General features: G+C 72.5%; 16 protein-coding genes and 1 pseudogene. 10 read left to right on the top strand and 7 right to left on the bottom strand.

Annotation, left to right across the window (positions count from 1 at the left end; all coding sequences use genetic code 11):
* Nucleotides 1-72: 72 nt before the first annotated feature.
* From AOQ53_RS09885 to AOQ53_RS09875, 3 genes are all read left to right on the top strand, one after another.
* Nucleotides 73-828, top strand: a complete 756-nt coding sequence (locus AOQ53_RS09885; RefSeq protein WP_059416623.1) for a dienelactone hydrolase family protein — start codon at nt 73-75, stop codon at nt 826-828.
* 119 nt (nt 829-947) lie between these two features.
* A complete protein-coding gene (locus AOQ53_RS09880) occupies nt 948-1,802 on the top strand; it encodes an MHYT domain-containing protein (protein WP_059416622.1) in 855 nt (284 codons plus the stop codon).
* 46 nt (nt 1,803-1,848) lie between these two features.
* Nucleotides 1,849-3,354, top strand: coding sequence for a metallophosphoesterase family protein (locus AOQ53_RS09875; RefSeq protein WP_059416621.1), 1,506 nt, complete (start codon nt 1,849-1,851; stop codon nt 3,352-3,354).
* A gap of 163 nt (nt 3,355-3,517) precedes the next feature.
* On the opposite strand, the gene AOQ53_RS09870 is transcribed toward AOQ53_RS09875, so the two are convergent.
* Complete coding sequence (locus AOQ53_RS09870) at nt 3,518-4,492, bottom strand: TauD/TfdA dioxygenase family protein (RefSeq protein WP_059416620.1); 975 nt, start codon at nt 4,490-4,492, stop codon at nt 3,518-3,520.
* 88 nt (nt 4,493-4,580) lie between these two features.
* The gene (locus AOQ53_RS09865) at nt 4,581-6,125 is read right to left on the bottom strand and encodes a glycoside hydrolase family 32 protein (protein ID WP_059416619.1); all 1,545 of its coding nucleotides are present in this window, start codon (nt 6,123-6,125) and stop codon (nt 4,581-4,583) included.
* A gap of 159 nt (nt 6,126-6,284) precedes the next feature.
* Between AOQ53_RS09865 and AOQ53_RS09860 the strand changes: the two genes are divergently transcribed.
* Genes AOQ53_RS09860 through AOQ53_RS09845 form a run of 4 tightly spaced genes read left to right on the top strand, consistent with a single transcriptional unit; the run spans nt 6,285 to nt 10,889 of the window.
* A complete protein-coding gene (locus AOQ53_RS09860; RefSeq protein WP_059416618.1) occupies nt 6,285-7,694 on the top strand; it encodes an extracellular solute-binding protein in 1,410 nt (469 codons plus the stop codon).
* A complete protein-coding gene (locus AOQ53_RS09855) occupies nt 7,691-8,647 on the top strand; it encodes a carbohydrate ABC transporter permease (protein ID WP_059416617.1) in 957 nt (318 codons plus the stop codon). The genes AOQ53_RS09860 and AOQ53_RS09855 overlap by 4 nt, the downstream gene beginning before the upstream one ends.
* 14 nt (nt 8,648-8,661) lie before the next feature.
* Nucleotides 8,662-9,516 (top strand): carbohydrate ABC transporter permease, encoded by an 855-nt coding sequence (locus tag AOQ53_RS09850; RefSeq protein ID WP_059416616.1) that lies wholly within the window; start codon nt 8,662-8,664, stop codon nt 9,514-9,516.
* A complete protein-coding gene (locus tag AOQ53_RS09845) occupies nt 9,513-10,889 on the top strand; it encodes a glycoside hydrolase family 32 protein (protein ID WP_059416615.1) in 1,377 nt (458 codons plus the stop codon). The genes AOQ53_RS09850 and AOQ53_RS09845 overlap by 4 nt, the downstream gene beginning before the upstream one ends.
* On the opposite strand, the gene AOQ53_RS09840 is transcribed toward AOQ53_RS09845, so the two are convergent.
* On the bottom strand, nt 10,852-11,916 hold the full coding sequence (locus AOQ53_RS09840) for a LacI family DNA-binding transcriptional regulator (RefSeq protein ID WP_059416685.1): 1,065 nt from the start codon (nt 11,914-11,916) through the stop codon (nt 10,852-10,854). The genes AOQ53_RS09845 and AOQ53_RS09840 overlap by 38 nt on opposite strands.
* 110 nt (nt 11,917-12,026) lie before the next feature.
* Between AOQ53_RS09840 and AOQ53_RS09835 the strand changes: the two genes are divergently transcribed.
* Complete coding sequence (locus tag AOQ53_RS09835; RefSeq protein WP_059416614.1) at nt 12,027-12,857, top strand: aldo/keto reductase; 831 nt, start codon at nt 12,027-12,029, stop codon at nt 12,855-12,857.
* Between the two features lie 7 nt (nt 12,858-12,864).
* Nucleotides 12,865-13,281, top strand: a pseudogene (locus tag AOQ53_RS09830) (ATP dependent DNA ligase); the annotation flags it as partial.
* A 9-nt stretch (nt 13,282-13,290) separates the two neighbouring features.
* Here AOQ53_RS09830 and AOQ53_RS09825 read toward each other — a convergent pair.
* The 4 genes from AOQ53_RS09825 to AOQ53_RS09810 form a co-directional block, all read right to left on the bottom strand.
* Nucleotides 13,291-15,633, bottom strand: a complete 2,343-nt coding sequence (locus tag AOQ53_RS09825) for an ATP-binding SpoIIE family protein phosphatase (RefSeq protein ID WP_059416613.1) — start codon at nt 15,631-15,633, stop codon at nt 13,291-13,293.
* A 62-nt stretch (nt 15,634-15,695) separates the two neighbouring features.
* Complete coding sequence (locus AOQ53_RS09820) at nt 15,696-16,163, bottom strand: peroxiredoxin (RefSeq protein ID WP_059416612.1); 468 nt, start codon at nt 16,161-16,163, stop codon at nt 15,696-15,698.
* Nucleotides 16,160-16,540: a DoxX family protein gene (locus tag AOQ53_RS09815; protein WP_059416611.1), complete on the bottom strand. Its 381-nt coding sequence runs from the start codon at nt 16,538-16,540 to the stop codon at nt 16,160-16,162. Before AOQ53_RS09815 ends, AOQ53_RS09820 begins: the two co-directional genes overlap by 4 nt.
* A gap of 76 nt (nt 16,541-16,616) precedes the next feature.
* Nucleotides 16,617-17,363 carry an AraC family transcriptional regulator gene (locus tag AOQ53_RS09810; protein ID WP_059416610.1) on the bottom strand — a complete coding sequence of 249 codons (747 nt, stop codon included), beginning with the start codon at nt 17,361-17,363 and terminating at the stop codon, nt 16,617-16,619.
* Between the two features lie 90 nt (nt 17,364-17,453).
* Here AOQ53_RS09810 and AOQ53_RS09805 point away from each other — a divergent pair.
* A partial coding sequence (locus AOQ53_RS09805; RefSeq protein WP_059416684.1) for an MFS transporter occupies nt 17,454-18,552 on the top strand: 1,099 nt, incomplete at its 3' end.

Raw genomic sequence — 18,552 nt, 5'->3', positions numbered from 1 at the left:
CACGATGCCCGTGATCCGCCCGGTCACGCGGACGGGTCCCTGGCCGAGACCCCGCAGAGAGGCAGCACAGCCATGACCGCCGTACAGGGAACCGCTGTCGACATCCCCACCGAGGACGGCACCGCCGACGCGTATCTGGCACACCCCGCCGACGGGGCCGCCCACCCGGCGGTCCTGCTCTACATGGACGCCTTCGGACTGCGTCCCCGACTGCGGTCGATGGCCGACCGGCTGGCCGGCGAGGGCTACACGGTGCTGGTGCCCAACGTGTTCTACCGGCACGGCCGCGCCCCGCTGTTCGAGCTGCCCGAGTTCATCGACCCGGGGGCGCGTCCGGAGATATTCGAGCGCATCATGCCGGTCATGCAGGCGCTGACGGCCGAGTTGGCGATGCGGGACGCCGGTGCCTATCTGCGCTGGCTGGCCGAGTCGCCCGCGGTGGCCGACGGCCCCGTGGCGCTGACCGGCTACTGCCTGGGGGCACGCCTGTCTCTCCTCACGGCCGGGACCTACCCGGAGCGGGTCGCGGCCGCGGCCGGCTTCCACGGCGGGCGGCTGGCGACGGACACGCCGGACAGCCCGCACCTGGTGGCCGGCAAGGTCACCGCCGAGCTGTACTTCGGCCACGCCGACCAGGACCCCTCACTGCCGCAGGAGCAGATCGAGCGCCTGGAGGAGGCCCTGACCGCCGCGGGCGTCCGCCACCGGTGCGATGTGTACACCGGGGCGCCCCACGGTTTCACGCAGGCCGACACCGCGTCGTACCACAAGGAGGCCGACGAGCGGCACTGGTCGGCTCTGCTCGACCTGCTGAAGCGCACATTCTGACCTCAATCGACTCTGGTGAACAGAAGTTGCCGTCCTACCGACGGTAAGGGCTTGCTCTCCCTCGATCCCTGCGCGTAGACCTTGCTGGAAACCAGCCATGACTCGGGGGGAGTTGGCTCATGGACGGCACGGTCGACGGGTTCCGCTACGGTGCGGTGACCCCGGTGGCGGCGTACCTGATGGCCTGTCTGGGAGGGGCGCTGGGGCTGCGGTGCATCGTGCGCTCCCTGCCCGACGCGCGGTCGTGGAAGCCCGGCTGGCTGGCGTTAGGCGCCGCCTCCATCGGGTGCGGCATCTGGACGATGCACTTCATCGCCATGATCGGCTTCCACGTGGAGGAGACCCGGGTCCGTTATGACGCGGCCACGACGGTGCTCAGTCTCATCGTGGCCGTCGCTGTTGTGGGCATCGGCGTGTTCATCGTCGGCTACCGCGGCACGAGCGGTGTCACCCTGGCGATCGCGGGTGTCGTCACCGGACTGGGGGTGGCGGCCATGCACTACATGGGCATGGCCGCGATGCGGCTGCACGGCGACATCGGGTACGACCCGGTCGGCGTCGCCCTGTCCGTCCTGATCGCCATCGCCGCCGCGACCGCCGCGCTGTGGTCGGCCGTCACGATCCGCGGCTTCCTGACCAGCGTCGGGGCGAGCCTGGTGATGGGCGTGGCGGTGTCCGGGATGCACTACACGGGCATGGCCGCCATCGACGTCCATGTGCACGACACGACCGGCGGGACGTGGGAGGGCGACTCGCCCCTGTCCCTGCTGCTGCCGATGCTGCTGGGGCCGGTCGTCTTCCTGCTGCTGGCCGGGGTCGTGGTCATGTTCGACCCGCTGGTCCACGGCGAACGGGCCGGGAACCGGAAGCCCGCCCCGAACCCGGGCGCCTCCGCCAGGGGCCGGGCCGCCAACTCCATTCCCTCGCCGCGCACTTCGTGGCACGACATGGACTCACCCACCCGCGGACGGTGAACGACCCGCCCGCGGACGGCTCGTAGATCATTGTTACGGTGCAGCCGTGTCCGACTCCTCACGCGATACCGCCGAGGGCGCCGGCTGGGGTACCGACGAACGCGGCGCGTACCAGCAGCTGATGCCTCCGAAGGTCGAGAAGATCTCCTGGCTGGACCCGAAGATGCTGTGGGCCGCCCGCAACGGCGTGCTGGCCTCCTGGTTCGGGGACCCGACCGGCCGCACCCGCGGCCGGTGGGCGGCGCAGCGCGCGGCCGCCGGCGCACCGGCCGGCAAGGTGATCCGGCGCGACGACCCGGACCGGTTCTCCTTCCTGGTCATCGGCGACACCGGCGAGGGCGACGACCCCCAGTACGCCGTCGTGCCGGGCTTTCTGAAGACCGGTCAGGACACCAGCTTCGCCGTGCTGGCCAGTGACGTGATCTACCCGGTGGGCAGCGCGGACGACTACGGCACCAAGTTCTTCCGCCCGTACCGGGACTACCAGGCGCCGATCTACGCGATACCCGGCAACCACGACTGGTACGAGGACCTCGGCGGCTTCATGCGCGTCTTCTGCGACGACGCCCCGCCGCTGCCGCCCGAACCCCGGCCACGTCCCCTGACCCGGGCCTGGCTGCGGTCCCTGCTCTGGCACCGGCCGCGTCCCGACGACGGTCACCACCTCGCCGAGGCCCGCGCGTTGCGGTCCGCTGCCGCCCAGCAGGCCGTCCAACCGGGCCCGTACTGGGCGATCGACGCCGGACCGGTACGGATCATAGGCATCGACACGGGCCTGTTGGGCACCCTCGACGCCGAGCAGGGCGCCTGGCTGCGCGAGGTCTCCCGGGGGTCCCGTCCGAAGATCCTGGTCACCGGATCTCCCCTGTACGTGGACGGCCGACACAAGCCGTGCGCCATCGAAGGAGGTGGCACCGTCGACGACATCGTCCGCGACCCGGCACACCACTACGTGGCGGCGATCGGCGGCGACATCCACAACTACCAGCGGTACCCGGTCCGGCTGGACGACGGACGCACCCTCCAGTACGTGGTCGCGGGCGGCGGTGGGGCGTTCATGCACGCCACCCACACCATCCCCCGTGTCAACGTCGCGAACGTGACCGAGCAGGACTTCCGCTGTTATCCGCTGCGCGGTGACTCCCTCGCCTTCTACAGCCGGCTCTACGGCCGCCGGCTGCGCATGCCCCGCTTCTTCACGCTCACCGAGGCGGAGGCGACGGCCGTGATCGCCGAGCGCCTGGGCATCCCGCCGACCCGTGTCCCGGGCGCGGCCACCCGCGTCACCCGGCGCGTCCGGCTGGTCGCCGGGCTGCTCGGCACCGGCCGCCGGCCCGACCGGGCCAAGCGGTTCCGGCTGCCCGTGCGCAAGATCTACACGTCGCTGTTCTCGCCGAGTTCGGCGACGTACAGCCCGCCGTTCTTCAAGTGCTTCCTGCGCCTGGACGTCTCCCCGGGGTCGATCCGGCTGCGCTGCTACGCGGCCACCGGCAACCGGGCCCAGGAAATCGACCCGCCGGTCGAGGACGAGGTGACGATCCCGCTGCGCTGACCCGGGCGGTCTCGCTGCGCCGGCCCGGCGCTGATCCGGTGCGGCGGGACGGCCGGTCCGCCGCCGGGTTGGCACAGGTGCACACCATTGAACTGCGTCCCCACCGGTCCCGAGCCACCCCGACGGCACCTCTTCCCCGCCCGGCCCACCGGACCGGTGCAGGTCACCAGCGCCCGGGTGCGGTCCCGGTGATCGGCTCCGACGCCCTGCCGTCCACCCCGACGGGCACGTCCCCGGCGAGCATCACCCGGTGCATGATCCGCGGGTGGTCGAGGTGCGCGGTGTCGCCGGGAGCCAGATGCATTGTGGCGCGGTTGTCCCAGAACGCCACACTGCCCGGCTCCCAGCGGAACCGGACCGTGTACTCGGGCCGGACCGCCTGCTCCAGCAGCATCTCCAGGATCGCGCCGCTCTCGGGCCGGGAGAGGCCGGCGATCTGCTCGACGTAGTAGCCGTTGACGTACAGGATCCGCTCGCCCGTCTCCGGGTGGACGCGCACCAGGGGGTGCAGCGTGGCGACCTGGCGGTCCAGCAGGTGGCGTACGTACGCGTCGTCGCCGGGCCGGGGCTGGTAGCCGACGCCGAGCCGGTGCTCGGCCCGCAGGCCGTCGACGAACTCCCGCAGCGGCGCGGAGAGTCCGGCGTAGGCCGCCGCGAGGTTCGCCCAGGTGGTGTCGCCGCCGTAGGGCGGCACGGTCTCGGCGCGCAGGATCGTCGCGGCGGGCGGGTCGACGCGGGCGCCGTGGTCGCAGTGCCAGCCGCGCAGCAGGGTGTGGCGGCGGCGCCGCAGCCACTCGTCGTGCTCCATGCCGAACCGCCCGCCCAGCTCCAGCCGGTCGGCGGTCGTCTCGATCTCGGGGAAGTCCGGGGGCGAGGCCTTGCCGCGCCGCGGCAGCACGACCGGCTCCCCGAATCGCCGCGAGAACGCCACGTGTCCGGCGTGGTCCAGCCGCTGTCCCCGGAAGAACACCACCTTCCACCGCAGCACCGCCGCCCTGATCGCGGCGACCACGGCGTCGTCGAGGTCGGCGGCCAGGTCGACCCCGCCGATCTCGGCGCCGATGTGCCCGGCGACCGGCTTCACCTCCACCCCGGCGCCCCGCACCGCCTCGTCCGTCATCGGGCTGTCCGTCGTCATGCGCACTCCGCTGGTCGTGGGCGTGGTCGTGCCTTCCGGAAGATCGTGACAGCGATCCCCGCCCGGGGCGACACCGCACCAGCGCCCCTCACACCTGGAACTCCCGGATCACGGTGTTCCGGAACACCGCCCTCCCGTCGACCGTGAACAGCGCGAGCCCGGTGTCGACCAGGTACGGGAAGGCCGCCGACGCGTGCGCGTACCGGCCGTCGTCGAGGAACAGCTCCACGGATGTGCGGTCGACCAGGATGCGGAGACTCACCGTGCGCCGGGCCGGGTCGAAGGGGCTCCGGCTCTCCTGCCATCTGCCCGACAGGTCGGGTGACACGGTGGGGCGGCGGTTGAGGTAGGCGTAGTCGCGGTGGACGCCGGCGTCGATGTGCCGGACGCCGTCCGGGGAGCGCCGCAGCTGCACTCCCGCGCCCGTGAGCTGGTCCCAGGTGATCTCGCAGGTCAGTTCGTAGGCGGTGCCCCGGTAGTCGAGGGCGCGGGTGCCCTCGACCACCAGGTCGCCGAGCGGCACCGTGCGTGAGACGTACCGGTCGAGCGCGGCGACCGGCCGGGACGCCAGGTGGTACGTGCCGTCGGCCGCGCGCTTCAGCGTGATCTCGCGGACGATCGAGTCGGTGCCGTTGAAGCCGTCGCTGTCGATGGTGGGCGTGATGTGGGCGTAGTCCCAGTTGTTCAGCCAGCCGATCGCGTAGCGCGTCCGCTCGTCGAGGGCGCCGTTCGCCATCCGCTTCTCGAAGGTGACGGCCCCGTACCAGTCCCAGCCGTGGTCGAGCCACTGCGGCTCTTCGGCGTCGGCCGTGAAGGCGCTGCCGTCGAAGGAGCCCGTCCAGTACGCGTACGTGTTGGGCAGTCCGGCTCCCTTGCCGTTGGCGCTCACCCCGAGCACCCACTTGGCCGTGCCGTCCCCGGCGCGGATCCGGAACAGGTCCGGGCACTCCAGCACGCCGATTCCGCTCTTGACGAAGCCGCCCACGTACGTCCAGGACCTGAGATCTGCGGAGTGGTAGAAGCCCACCTTGTCGTTCTCGGCGAGGGTCATCACCCACCGGCCGCGTTCCTCGTCGCGGATAATCTTCGGGTCGCGGAAGTCGCGCACGCCCGGGTTGGGCAGCACCGGGTCGGTGCCGTGCGGGGTGAACGTCCGGCCGCCGTCGGTGGAGTAGTACAGGTACTGCGCCTGGTCGCTCGGGCCGTCGTGCGGCGACATGGTGGCCAGGACGACGACCGCCCCCGCCCCGAAGCCCGCCGTGTTCTCCGTGTCGACCACCGCGGAGCCCGACCAGACATCGCCGTTGGGGGTGGTGTCCTTGGGCACGGCGATCCCCCGGTCGGTGAAGGAGACCAGGTCGGTGCTGGTGGCCAGCCGCCAGGCCGTGCCGATCGCGCCGGACAGGTAGTCGGCGTTGTGCAGGTAGTAGTAGTGATACGCGCCGTCGATCCAGACCGGGCGCTGCGGGTCGTTCTTCCACTGCTCGGGGACGGTGAAGTGGTAGGCCGCGCGGTAGCTCGCGCAGCCGTTGCGCGGCCTGGCCCCGGCCGTGCCCGCCGCAGCGGGCAGCAACGCGCCGGCCGCGCCCACGGCCGACCCGGCGAACAGGGCCCTCCTCGTGATCCCGCCCATCACACCTTGTTCCTCTCGTCGGAAACGGTGGCTCATGTGCATCAGGACTGTGGGACCTAACTCGTTAAAGGTCAAGCGGTCACGCCGTCTTGACACGTCTGGGCGGCGCTCACATCATCTGGGGCATCAGTCCTCAACTAACACGAGTTAGGCCCCACGATGACCGACTCGCACCTCACCCGCCGCAGGCTGTTGCGGTACGGCGCCTACGGCGCGGGTGCCGCCGCCCTGGGCGGCACCGCCGCGAGCTGGGAGCGGCTCACCGGAGCCGACATCCCCGGACGTGACGACGGTTCCCTCGTCGTCGCCACACTCGGCCCCGCCTACGGGCCGGAGGCCATCCGCACGCTGCGCGAGGGCTTCCGCGAGCTGCACCCCGACATCAAGCTCCAGATCAACGCGGTGCAGGCCGTGGACTGGTCGGACTTCTTCGCGAAGATCCTCACGCAGGTGGCAGCGGGCACCGCACCGGACCTGGTGTATGTGGCCACCGAGGGGGTGCAGTTGTTCGCGCAGCGGCTCGGCGTGGCCCTGGACACGTGGGTGAAGCGGGACGCGGCCGAGCTGAAGGAGTACTTCGCCGACGTCCACGCGTCGCTGGTGGAGTCGATGATGTACGAGGGCAGCCTCTACCAGCTGCCGGTGGAGTTCAACGCGGCCGACATGTACCTCAACCGCCAGGTGCTGCGGCGAGCCGGGGCACAGTACCCGCCGGCCGACTGGGCCCGCGACGACTTCACGACGCTGCTGCGGGAGATGAAGCAGGCGAGCGGCTCCCGCTTCACGCCCTACTTCTGGACCAACCGGCTGTGGGGCGGTGTGGTGCCCTGGCTGTTCGCGAACGGCACCAATCTGCTCGCGGAGTCCAAGGCGCCCGGCGGCGAGTGGCTGTGGGACTCCTTCTACCCGGCCGGCCAGCGCAGGGGCCGCGGGGGCGGTTTCCGGTGGACGACGCCGCAGGCCACGCACGACCGGGTGGAGGAGGTCTACGACTATCTCGCCTCCCTCGTCCAAGACGGTCTGTGCACCCGCCCCGAGGGCGGCAACGGCCAGAACCTCATCGGCGTGTTCTCCACCGGCAGGGTCGGTGTCACCCCGGCAGGCGGCTTCTGGGCGGGCGGCCTGCACCTGGCGGGGATGAAGCGGGACGGGTTCGACGTGCAGTACTTCCCGCGCTGGCGCACCCAGCGCATGCAGTACGGCGCGGCGGGCTACGCGCTGCTGCGCACCTCGAAGAGGCAGGAAGAGGCCTGGGAGTTCATCAAGTACGCGGCCCGCAAGGACACCCTGACGCGGCTGTTCACGACGAACCAGACCACCCCGGCCCGCCGCTCGATGCTGACCGCGGACCGCTACGCGGAGACCGGCCCGGCGCACTGGCCGGTCTTCTACGACACCCTCGACCGATTCCCCGACACGGGCCCGATCCCGGCGCCGCCGCAGGTCGCCGAGGTCGAGCAGCTGCTGCTCAAGCACACCGGCACGGCCCTGGCCTCACCGCGCTCGGTGCGTCCCGCGCTGCGCCGGCTGCAGGGCGACCTGGAGAAGGCCATGGAGCGTGACGTATGACGAACACCCAGATACCGCCCGCGCGAGCCGAACGGCCGAAGGCCCCGCCCGCCAAGGACGCACCGCGTCCCTCGGCCCGCGACCGCGGCACCCGGCTGCTGGCCACGCTGTTCCTGGCCCCGACGATCGTCGGCATCGTCGTCTTCACGGTCGTCCCCATCGTCGGCTCGGTGGTGCTGAGCCTCTTCCACTGGAATGTGATCGACGAACCGCGCTTCGCCGGCGGCTCCAACTACGGCGCGGTGTTCGGCGACGAGACCGTGCTGGTGTCCTTCCGCAACACCCTCGTCTTCATGGTTTTCGCGGTGGCGCTGCAACTGCTCGTCGCGCTGGCGCTCGCGCTGACCCTGAACGGGCGGATGCCCGTGTGGCTGCGGTCGGTGTTCCGCTCGGCGTTCTTCTTCCCGCTGGTGCTGTCCGCCGCGTCGATCTCGGTGGTGATGAAGTACCTGTTCAACCAGGACTTCGGGGTGGTCAACTGGCTGCTGGGCTTCGTCGGGATCGCGCCGGTGCCGTGGCTGACGTCGGAGAACGCGGCGATGACGACCGTGGTCCTGGTCTACGTCTGGCAGCAGTTCGGCTTCTCGTTCCTGCTGTTCGTCGGCGGCCTGAACAACATCCCGAAGGAGATCCACGAGGCCGCCGCCCTGGACGGCGCGACCGGCCTGCGCAAGCACCTCTCCGTCACGCTGCCGCTGCTGTCGCCGACGCTGCTGGTCGCCTCGGTGGTCGGCATCATCAACGCGCTCCAGGTCTTCGAGCAGCCGTACGTCCTGACCAACGGCGGTCCCGGCGACTCGACCCGCACGGTCGTGATGGTGATCTACGAGACCGCGTTCGAGCAGCTCCGCTTCGGTGAGGCGTCCGCGGTGGGTGTGCTGCTGTTCGTGCTGATCATGGCGGTCACGGCCCTCCAGTTCCGGCTCAGCCGGCGTTTCGTCCACTACCAGTGAGCCGGGTGAGTCCCTTGAGCCAAGCAACCCTGTCCTTCAGCCGTGCGCGCCACGGGCTGGCGCCGTGGGCGCGGATCGCCGGGCTGACGGTGTGCGCCCTGCTCACGCTCGGCCCGGTGGTGTGGACGGTGTCCACCTCGCTGCGCACGCCCGCCGAGGCGTTCAACCTGCCGCCGCAGCTCATCCCCGCCGACCCCTCGACCGAGGCGTACCGCGGAGTGTTCGACCAGATCGACGTGTGGCTGCTCGCCCTCAACTCCACTCTGGTCACGGCTCTGATCGCGATCGGCCAGATGATCACGGCGGGGCTGGCCGGATACGCCTTCGCCCGCCTGGAGTTCCGCTTCAAGAAGCCGCTGTTCGCCCTGGTCCTGGCGACGATGATGGTGCCCTTGCAGGTCACGATCGTGCCGGTGTTCCTGGTCCTGAAGTCGATGAGTCTCACCGACACCCTGCTCGGGCTGATCATCCCGGCCTTCCCGACGGCGTTCGGCACGTTCCTGATGCGGCAGTACTTCCTGGGCATGCCCAAGGACCTGGGCGAGGCGGCGATGCTGGACGGCGCCGGTCCCTGGCGGACGTTCCGGTCGGTGTACGCCCCGCTGGCCGCGCCGGGCCTCGCGATCGTCGGCGTCCTGGCCTTCAACTACCACTGGAACGAGTTCTTCCGGCCGCTGATCCTCGAAACGTCCGGCCACAACTACACGTTGCCGCTGGGCCTGGTCTCCCTCCAGGGCAATCTCGGCACCGGCTCCATCTCCGTGGTGCTCGCCGGTGTCGTCCTCTCCATGATCCCCGCCGTCGCCGTGTTCGCCGTCGGCCAGCGCCCTCTGCGCGAGGGCATCACGTCCGCAGGAGTCAACCGTTGAGCCTCGCCGCTCCCCCGCAGGACCCGCACGCCCCGCGCTTCCGGGTCCGCCCGCCCGCCAACTGGATGAACGACCCCAACGGACCGTTCCGCTGGCGCGGCCGCTACCACCTCTTCTACCAGCACAACCCCGACGCCCCGGTGCACGCGAACGTCCACTGGGGCCATGCCTCCAGCCCCGACCTCGCCCACTGGGAGCACCACCCGATCGCCCTCACCCCGACCCCGGGCGGCCCGGACGAGGCGGGCTGCTGGTCCGGGTGCGTGGTCGACGACGGGGGCGTGCCGACGGCCGTCTACACCGGGGTCGACCGTGACCACGGCGGGCTCGGCACGATCTGCCTGGCCCGGGCGGCGGATCCGGACGACCCCGCGCTGACCGACTGGACTCCCCTGCCCACGCCGGTGGTGACGGGCCCGCCCGAGGGCCTGGACGTGGTGATGTTCCGCGACCCGTTCGTCTTCCGGCACGACGGACGGCGCTGGGCCCTGGTCGGCGCGGGGCACGCCGACGGTACGCCGTCGGCCCTGCTGTACGACTGCGACGACCTGGCCGACTGGCGCTTCGCGGGTGTGCTCCTGGACGGCCGGGACCCGGCCGCCGCGGCGGCGTTCGGCGACCGGGCGACCGGCTGGGAGTGCCCGCAGCTGTACGCGACGCGGGGCGGCGAGTGGGTGCTGGTCGTGTCCCTGTGGGACGGTGACCCGTGGACCACCGGTTATCTGACGGGACGTCTGGACAGGGACCTGCGCTTCTCCGCCCGCGCGGGCGGTCTCCTCGACCACGGCCGTGACTTCTACGCGCCCGCCGTGCTCCAGGAGCCTGACCGGGCCCTGCTGTGGGGCTGGTCGTGGGAGGCCCGCGAGCAGGCCGAGGCCGACTGGGCCGGCGTCCTGACCGCGCCCCGTGTCGTCGACGTCCACCCGGACGGGGCGCTGCGGGTGACCCCGGCCCCGGAGCTGCGCCGGCTGCGTGCCGCCGAGCCGTTCGTCGTCGCCCCGGGCCGGGCCGCGCTGCCGACGGCCTACGACCTGACGGTCGGCGCCCGCGGTCAGGCCACCGTGAGTCTGCTGCGCTCGGCCTCGGGCGCCGAGCTGACGGTCCGGCTGGACCCGGCGGAGGGCACCGTGACCCTGGACCGGGGCGACTGGCCGCGTGAAGGGGCCGGTGCGCCGATCGTCGTCCAGGTGCCACCTGACGAGGAGCTCACGGTACGCGTCCTCGTCGACGGCTCGCTGTACGAACTGTTCGTCGGCGACCGCGCCACGGTCACCGAGCGCGTCTATCACCGGCCCGATGACGTACGGGAGTTGAGGGTGCCGTCCGGCGCGACCGTCACCGGATGGGAGCTGGTCCCACCGACGCACGGCTGATCACCGGGCAGCCCAGGCGCCGCACGGTGGCGGGCGGGGTCCGGCCGGTGGCGATGGCGTCGAGGAGGAGACGGGTGGCGGCCTCGCCCATCTCCCGGTGGGGCAGCGCGACGGTGGTGAGGGGCGGCGTGAGGTACGCGGCCATGTGCTCCTGGTCGTCGTAGCCCACCACCGACAGATCGCCGGGCACGGAGATCCCGAGCCGGGTCGCGGCGTGCAGGACGCCCGCCGCGACCCGGTCGTTGTAGGCGAAGACCCCGGTGGGCCGGCGGTCGGCCGGGGTGCCGTCGAAGAGGCGGACGGCACCCTCGTGGCCGCCGGAGATCTCTCCTCCGGTCCGTACGACCCAGTCCCTGGGCACGGTGATGCCCTCGGCGCGCAGCGCGTCGCGGAAGCCGCGCAGCCGCTCCGCCGACGCGATGTCGCCGTGCCCGCCGACGAACGCGACCCGCCGGTGCCCCTGCTCCAGCAGCAGCCAGGCCGCCGTACGGCCGCCGGCGCGCTCGGCGGGGATGACGGCGGGCAGCGAGTCGTCCTCGGGCAGGCAGTTGGCCAGCACGGAGTGGGTGCGGTGCAGTCCCTCGGGGACCCGGACGCGGCGCAGGGACATGGCCGCGTAGATGATGCCGTCGACGCGCCGGTCGAGGAGCTCGGCGACCGCCGCGTCCTCCTTGGCCGGGTCGCCGCCGGAGTCGACGGTGAGGACCAGGTGCCCGTCGGCCCAGGCGGTGTCCATGGCGCCGCGCAGCAGCCGCCCGGCGAACGGCGAGGAGGCGATCTCGTCGGTGACCAGCCCGATCACGGCCGTACGGCTGCGGCGCAGACCGCGGGCGACGGGGTCGGGCCGGTAGCCGAGCTGGACCGCGGCCTGCCGGATGCGTTCCTGGGTGGCGGGCGAGAGGTTGCCCTCGGCGCGGCCGTTGAACACGAAGGACACCGCGGTGTGCGACACGCCGGCGAGCCGGGCGACGTCCCGTGAGGTGGGACGCCCCGATCCCGTGGACTGCTTTCCCTCGGCGCTGCCCATGCCGTCCGCCGCCTTCATCCCCCACCCGTCCGGTTGATCATTGCTCACCCTATCCGTGACGCTGGAGGGAGGACACAGCCAGACGACACAGCCAACGGGAAGGTCCGACGGTGATCAGCATCCCGACGCACACGCTCAACGACGGTACGACGCTCCCCGCCCTGGGCCTGGGCACCTGGCCGCTCGGCGACGACGAGGCGCAGCAGGCGGTGCTCTCCGCCCTGGAGGCGGGCTACCGCCTGATCGACACGGCGACGAACTACCGCAACGAGACGGGGGTCGGCCGGGCGGTGGCCTCCGGCGTGGTGCCGCGCGAGGAGATCGTCGTGACGACGAAGCTCCCGGGCCGGCACCACGGTTACGAGGAGACGCTCGCCTCGTTCGAGGAGTCCCGGGCCCGCCTCGGCCTGCAGTACGTGGACCTGTACCTGATCCACTGGCCGCTGCCGCGCGTGGACCGGTACGTCGACTCGTGGAAGGCCATGATCAAGCTGCGCGAGGACGGGCTCGTCCGGTCGATCGGCGTCTCCAACTTCACGGCCGGGCACATCGAGCGGCTGGAGAAGGAGACCGGGGTGCTGCCCTCCGTCAACCAGATCGAGCTGCACCCGTTCCTACCGCAGGAGGACCTTCGCGTCTTCCACGCGGGCAAGGGCGTCCTCACCGAGAGCTGGAGCCCGCTGGGCCGGGGCACGTCCCTGCTTCAGGATCCCGCCGTGGCGCGGATCGCCCGGGCGCACGGGGTGACGCCCGGGCAGGTCGTGCTGCGCTGGCACACGCAGCTCGGCGCGGTGCCCATCCCGAAGTCGGCGAACCCCGAGCGGCAGCGCCAGAACCTCGACGTCTTCGGCTTCGAGCTGAGCGAGGCCGAGATGACCGCCGTCGCGGACCGGACGCACCGGCGCGTCGGCGGGGACCCCGAGGTGCACGAGGAGTTCTGACGGGTAAGAGCCGCGCCGGTCGGCGGGCTGGCTGAAGCTGAAGTGCTCCCTGGGGCAGGAGTTCGTCATCGGCGGTTTCACCGAGTCGGCCGGGAGCCGCGTGGGGCTCGGCGCGCTGCTTCTGGGCCACTACGAGGGCGGGCGGCTGCGGTACGCGGGCAAGGTCGGCACGGGTTTCGGCCGGCGCACGCTGCTCGACCTGCGCGAGCGGCTCGACGGGCTGCGGGAGTCCGGCTCGCCGTTCGGCGGGCCGGTGCGGGAGGCGGGTGCGCGGTGGGTGCGGCCGGAGCTGGTGGCGCAGATCGCGTTCGCCGAGTGGACCCGTGACGGCATGCTGCGCCACCCGCGGTACGTGGGGCCGCGGGACGACAAGAAGCCGCAGGACGTGGTGCGGGAACGCCCGTCGGGGCGCACCGCCGCGTGAACAGTCCGGTCAGAACAGCGGCGTGAGCGGCTGTTCGCACCAGATGGTCTTGCCCCGGGTGGTCTGCCGGCTGCCCCAGCGCTGGGTGAGCTGGGCGACCAGCAGCAGTCCGCGTCCGCCCTCGTCGTCCTGGTGGGCCCGCCGCAGGTGCGGGGAGGTCGAACTGCCGTCGGACACCTCGCAGATGAGGGTCTGGTCGCGGATCAGACGGAGCTGGATGGGCGCGGCGCCGTACCGGATGGCGTTGGTGACCAGTTCGCTGACGACGAGTTCGGTGACGAAGGCCGTCTCGTCCAGCCCCCACGCTGTGAGCTGCTCGGTGGCGGCCTGGCGGGTGGCGGCCACCTGCGCGGGATCCGGGTCCACGTCCCAGGTGGCGACCTGGTCGGCGCCCAGCGCCCGAGTGCGGGCCAGCAGCAGGGCCACGTCGTCGCTCGGCTCCTCCGGCAGTACGGCCTTCAGCACGATGTCACACTGGGCGTCGAGCGATTCGGCGGGCACGGTCAGCGCGCGGCACAGTTCGCCGGTGGTGTGGTCGATGTCGCGGTCGCGGTCCTCGACGAGTCCGTCGGTGTAGAGGGCGACGACGGAGCCCTCGGGCAGCTGGAGCTCCGTCGCCTCGAACGGCAGCCCCCCGACGCCCAGTGGGGGCCCCGCGCTCATGGGGATCAGCCGCGCGGACCCGTCGGGCAGCACCAGCGCGGGGGCTGGGTGCCCGGCGGCGGCCAGGTTCAGCCGGCGCGCGACGGGGTCGTAGACGGCGTACAGGCAGGTCGCGCCGAGTTCGGCGACCTCGTCGCCGTCGTCGTCCGACGCGAGATGGGTGACCAGGTCGTCGAGGTGGGTGAGCAGTTCGTCCGGTGGCAGGTCCACGTCGGCGAGGGTGCGTACGGCCGTGACCAGCCGGCCCATGGTCGCCGTGGAGGGGATGCCGTGGCCCACGACGTCACCGACGACGAGCGCGACCCGGCTGCCGGACAGCGGGATCACGTCGAACCAGTCGCCGCCGATGCCGGCCGCCGAGCCGGAGGGCAGATAGCGGTGGGCGACCTGGACGGCGGCCTGGCCGGGCAGTCCCCTCGGCAGCAGGCTGTGCTGGAGGGCCAGTGCGGTGCTGCGTTCGCGGGCGAAGCGGCGGGCGTTGTCGACGCAGACCGCGGCGCGGCTGGCGAGTTCCTCGGCGAACACGGCGTCGTCGGCGGCGTAGTCGTCCGGCTGCCGGATGCGCACGGCCACTGCGACGCCGAGGGTGGTGCCGCGGGCCCGCAGCGGCACCGCCATCATCGAGTGGACGCCCTGACGGTAGGAGCGGCCCTGCGGGGCGCGCGTGTTGCGCTCCGCGACCCAGCGCATGAAGGACGGCTCCCCCGCCTGGCTGAGAATCGCCCGGCCCTCCCACATCGCCCGCGCGATGGGGGAGAACGCGGGGTAGACGTCCACCTCTCCCAGGTGGACGGCCGCTTCCGGGGTGCCCTCGGTGATGGAGCCGTGGGCGACGCGGCGCAGCATGATGTCGTCGGCGGGCACGGTCGGCGCCTCCTCCGCACCGAGGACCCAGTCGAACAGGTCCACGCTCGCGAAGTCGGCGAACCGGGGCACCATGACCCCGATCAGCTCCTCGGCCGTGCGCACCACGTCCAGGGTGGTGCCGATGGCCGCCGCTGCCTCGTTCAGCAGGGCCAGCCGCTGCCGCGCCCAGTACTGCTCGGTGCTGTCGAACGCGGCCAGGGCGGTGCCCAGGAGCTCTCCGGAGGGGTCCCGGAGCGGCCACATCTCGGTGACCCAGGCGTGCTCCCGGTTCAGGGCCGGGGCGCCCGTGTAGCTCTCGTAGCGCAGCGGGCGGCCGGTCTCGACGACGTGGCGCAGGTGCCAGTTGAAGCCGCGGCTGTGCTCGGCCTCGATGACGGTCTCCGGGAAGTGCCGCCCCAGCAGGGTCTCCTCGGGCACGCCCATCACATGGCAGGCGGCGTCGTTGAGCCGCAGATAGCGCTGGCCGGTGTCGAACACGGACATCGACATGGACGCCTGCTGGAAGGCCTGTCCGGCCAGGGACGTCTCGGCGCTGCCGGGCGCGTCGGCGGTGATCACATAGCCGTCCGGTGCCCCGTCCCGGCCGGTCACCACGCAGGCTCTGACGCGCAGCCCGACCAGGTAGCCCTCGTGATGACGCACCATGACGGTGCCCGACCGAGCGGCCACCACCTCGGGCGGCACGTCCTCGGCGAGCAGCTCCCGTACGGACCGGCCCACGGCCTCCTCGGCCGAGTAGCCGGTCAGCCGCCGGGCACCCTCGCTCCACCCCGTCACAGTGCCGCGGGCGTCGATGATCGCAGCAGCGGAGGCGTCCTCCATATCGTCCAGGATTATCCCTTTGTCGCCCTGTATCAACCGCGGTGGAGCGTTCGTGACGCCTGTCAGCTCCGGTGAGCGCGCAGGGCGGCGAGCGCCCGGTCGGCGTGCGCGTTCATCCGCAGTTCGCTGCGTACGACGTCGAGGACGGTGTGGTCCTGCCCTATGACGAACGTGGTGCGCTTGGTGGGGGCCAGGGAGAAGCCGCGCTTCACGCCGAACCGCTCGCGGACCGTGCCATCGGCGTCGGACAGCAAGGGCATGCCGAGGGCGTGCTGTCCGGCGAACTCCTGCTGCCGCTCGACGGTGTCCCCGCTGATGCCGACGGGGCGTGCGCCGACAGCGGCGAACTCGGCGGCGAGATCGCGGAAGTGGCAGGCCTGTGCGGTACAGCCGGGGGTCAGGGCGGCCGGGTAGAAGAAGAGCACGACCGGCCCCTCGGCGAGCAGTCCGGACAGGCTGCGGACGGTGCCGGTCTCGTCGGGCAGGGAGAAGTCCTCGACCTTGTCCCCGGCCTCCACGCGCGCGGTCATGACCGGCCCTCGGCGTTGCGTGCGACACCTCGGGCCCAGAGCACGAGGGGCAGCTGGAGGGGCAGGCGTCCGAAGGCCGCGGCCTTCTGCGGCGCGGGGCGGTGGCGCCAGTCGGCCGCCATCTTCACATTGGCGGGGAACACTCCGACGAAGAAGGCCGCCGTGGCCAGCGCGGCCGCCTTGCGGGTACGCGGCAGCGCCAGGCCCGCGGCCAGCGCGAGCTCGGCGGCGCCGCTGGCGTAGGTCCAGGTCCTGGGCGTGCCCGGCAGGCCGCGCGGGATGGTCGCGTCGAACGGGCGTGGGGCGGCGAAGTGGGCGACCCCCGCGGCGGCCAGCAGGCCGGCGAGCAGCAGGGGCGAGCGTTCGGACCGGGACACGGTTTTTCTCCTCTGATGGCCTGCCGGGCGATATTACTGGACGGTAAAGAGGTGATGCGGCGGGGGTTTCGACGGGTCAGCCGCGGTGGTTGTGCGTGCCCGGGGTGTAGCCGAACGAGCGGCGGAAGACGTCGATGAAGGCGCTGGCGGAGGACCAGCCGCAGCGGTGGGCGACGGTCGTGACGGGCAGGCCGTCGGCCAGCATCCGCAGGGCGTGATAGAGCCGCGACTGAGTGCGCCACTGCGGGAACGTCATCCCGAACTCGCTGCGGAAGAGCCGGCTGAGGGTGCGCTCCCCCACCCCGGTCGCGGCACCGAGGGCGGCGAGGGTGCCCGCGCCCGCCGGGTCGGCGTGCACGAGCGCGCAGACGGCGGCCAGGCGCGGGTCGGCGGGCGTGGGCAGGCGCAGCGGCTGCTGCGGCGAGAGGCGCAGCTGGTCGCGGAGGACGGCGCGCAGCCTGCGGCGCTCAGGGCTGTCGTCGCCGGGGTCGCGGGTGTAGGCGAGGATCAGCTCGCGCAGCAGCGGGCTGACGGCGAGGACGGCCGGATGGCGCAGGCCGAGGGGGTTGTCGTCGGCGGGCAGGCCCACCAGGTGCAGGTCGAGCCGGCCGTGGGCGCGGTGGGCGTGCACGGTGCCCGCGGGGACCCAGATGGCGCGGGTGCCGGGCGCGAACCAGGTGCCGGCGTCGGTGGTGACGGCGACGACGCCGGAGCCCGCGTAGACGATCTGGTGGTCGTCGTGCCGGTGTGCGTCGATACGGTCGCCCGCGGTCAGCCGCTGGGCACGGGTCGGCGCCGTGGGGCTGTGGCGGATGTTCGGCACAGTCCGGCAGATTATCGGAAGCGGGCCGGTCGCCCCGGCGGCGACGATCGCCGGGTGACCGCTTCCCGCCGCAACCGGCCCGTCGCTCTGATGTCCCTGGGACACGCCTGCGTGGACGTGTACCAGGGTGCCGTCGCCGCTCTGGTGCCGTACTTCGTCGCCGAGCGCGCCTACTCCTACGCCGCCGCCTCCGGCGTCGTGCTGGCCGCCTCCCTGCTGTCGTCACTGGTGCAGCCGCTGTTCGGGATGCTCACCGACCGGTGCGCGATGCCGTGGCTGCTGCCGCTCAGCGCACTGACGGCCGGGGCGGGCGTCGCCCTGAGCGGGGTGACCGGCTCCTACGCGGCGACGCTGGCGGTGGTCGCCGTGTCGGGGGTCGGGGTTGCCGCCTACCATCCGGAGGCCGCCCGGGTGGCCCGGGCCGTCGCGCACGGCCGGCACACGGCGATGGGCTGGTTCTCCTTCGGCGGCAACGCCGGTTTCGCCCTGGCACCGCTGCTGGTCTTCGCCGTGGTGGCGACGGGCGGGCTGCGCGCCTCCCCCCTGCTGGCCGTCCCGGCGGTTGCGGGAGCGGCGCTGTGTGCGGCGGCGGTGCGCGCGGCCGCGTCCGGCGGGGCGGGGGCCGGTGCGTCCACCGCCGCGGGCCGGGACGACTGGGCGTCCTTCCTGCGGCTGTCCGGGGCCGTGGTCTGCCGCTCGGTCGTCTTCGTCGGCCTGAGCGCGTTCGTCTCGCTGTACGTGCGGGAGCGCACCGGTGGCGGTGAGGTGGCCGGTACGGCGGCGCTGTTCGTGCTCTACGCCGGTGGTGCGGTGGGCACGCTGGCCGGGGGGCGGCTGGCCGAGCGGTACGGGCGGCTGACGGTGGTCCGCCGCTCGTACGCCCTGACGGTGCCCGCCGTGGCCGGTCTGGTCCTGGTGCCCGGGCCGTCGGTGTATCTGTTCGTCGCGTTGACGTCGGCGGGCCTGTACGTGCCGTTCTCGCTCCACATCACGCTGGGCCAGGACTGTCTGCCCCGGCGGGTGGGCACCGCGAGCGGGGTCACGCTGGGGCTGACGGTGAGCGTCGGCGGCCTCGCCGCTCCCCTGCTCGGGGCGCTGGCCGACGTGACGTCCCTGCGGACGGCCCTGCTGCCGCTCATCGCCCTGCCCGCGGTGGGCCGGCTGCTGCTGTGCCGGCTGCGCGAGCCCG

This window comes from Streptomyces azureus, assembly GCF_001270025.1.
Lineage (GTDB): Bacteria > Actinomycetota > Actinomycetes > Streptomycetales > Streptomycetaceae > Streptomyces > Streptomyces azureus.
The sequence above is the reverse complement of the archived record's forward strand: the minus strand, read 5'-3'. Positions and strand labels throughout refer to the sequence as shown.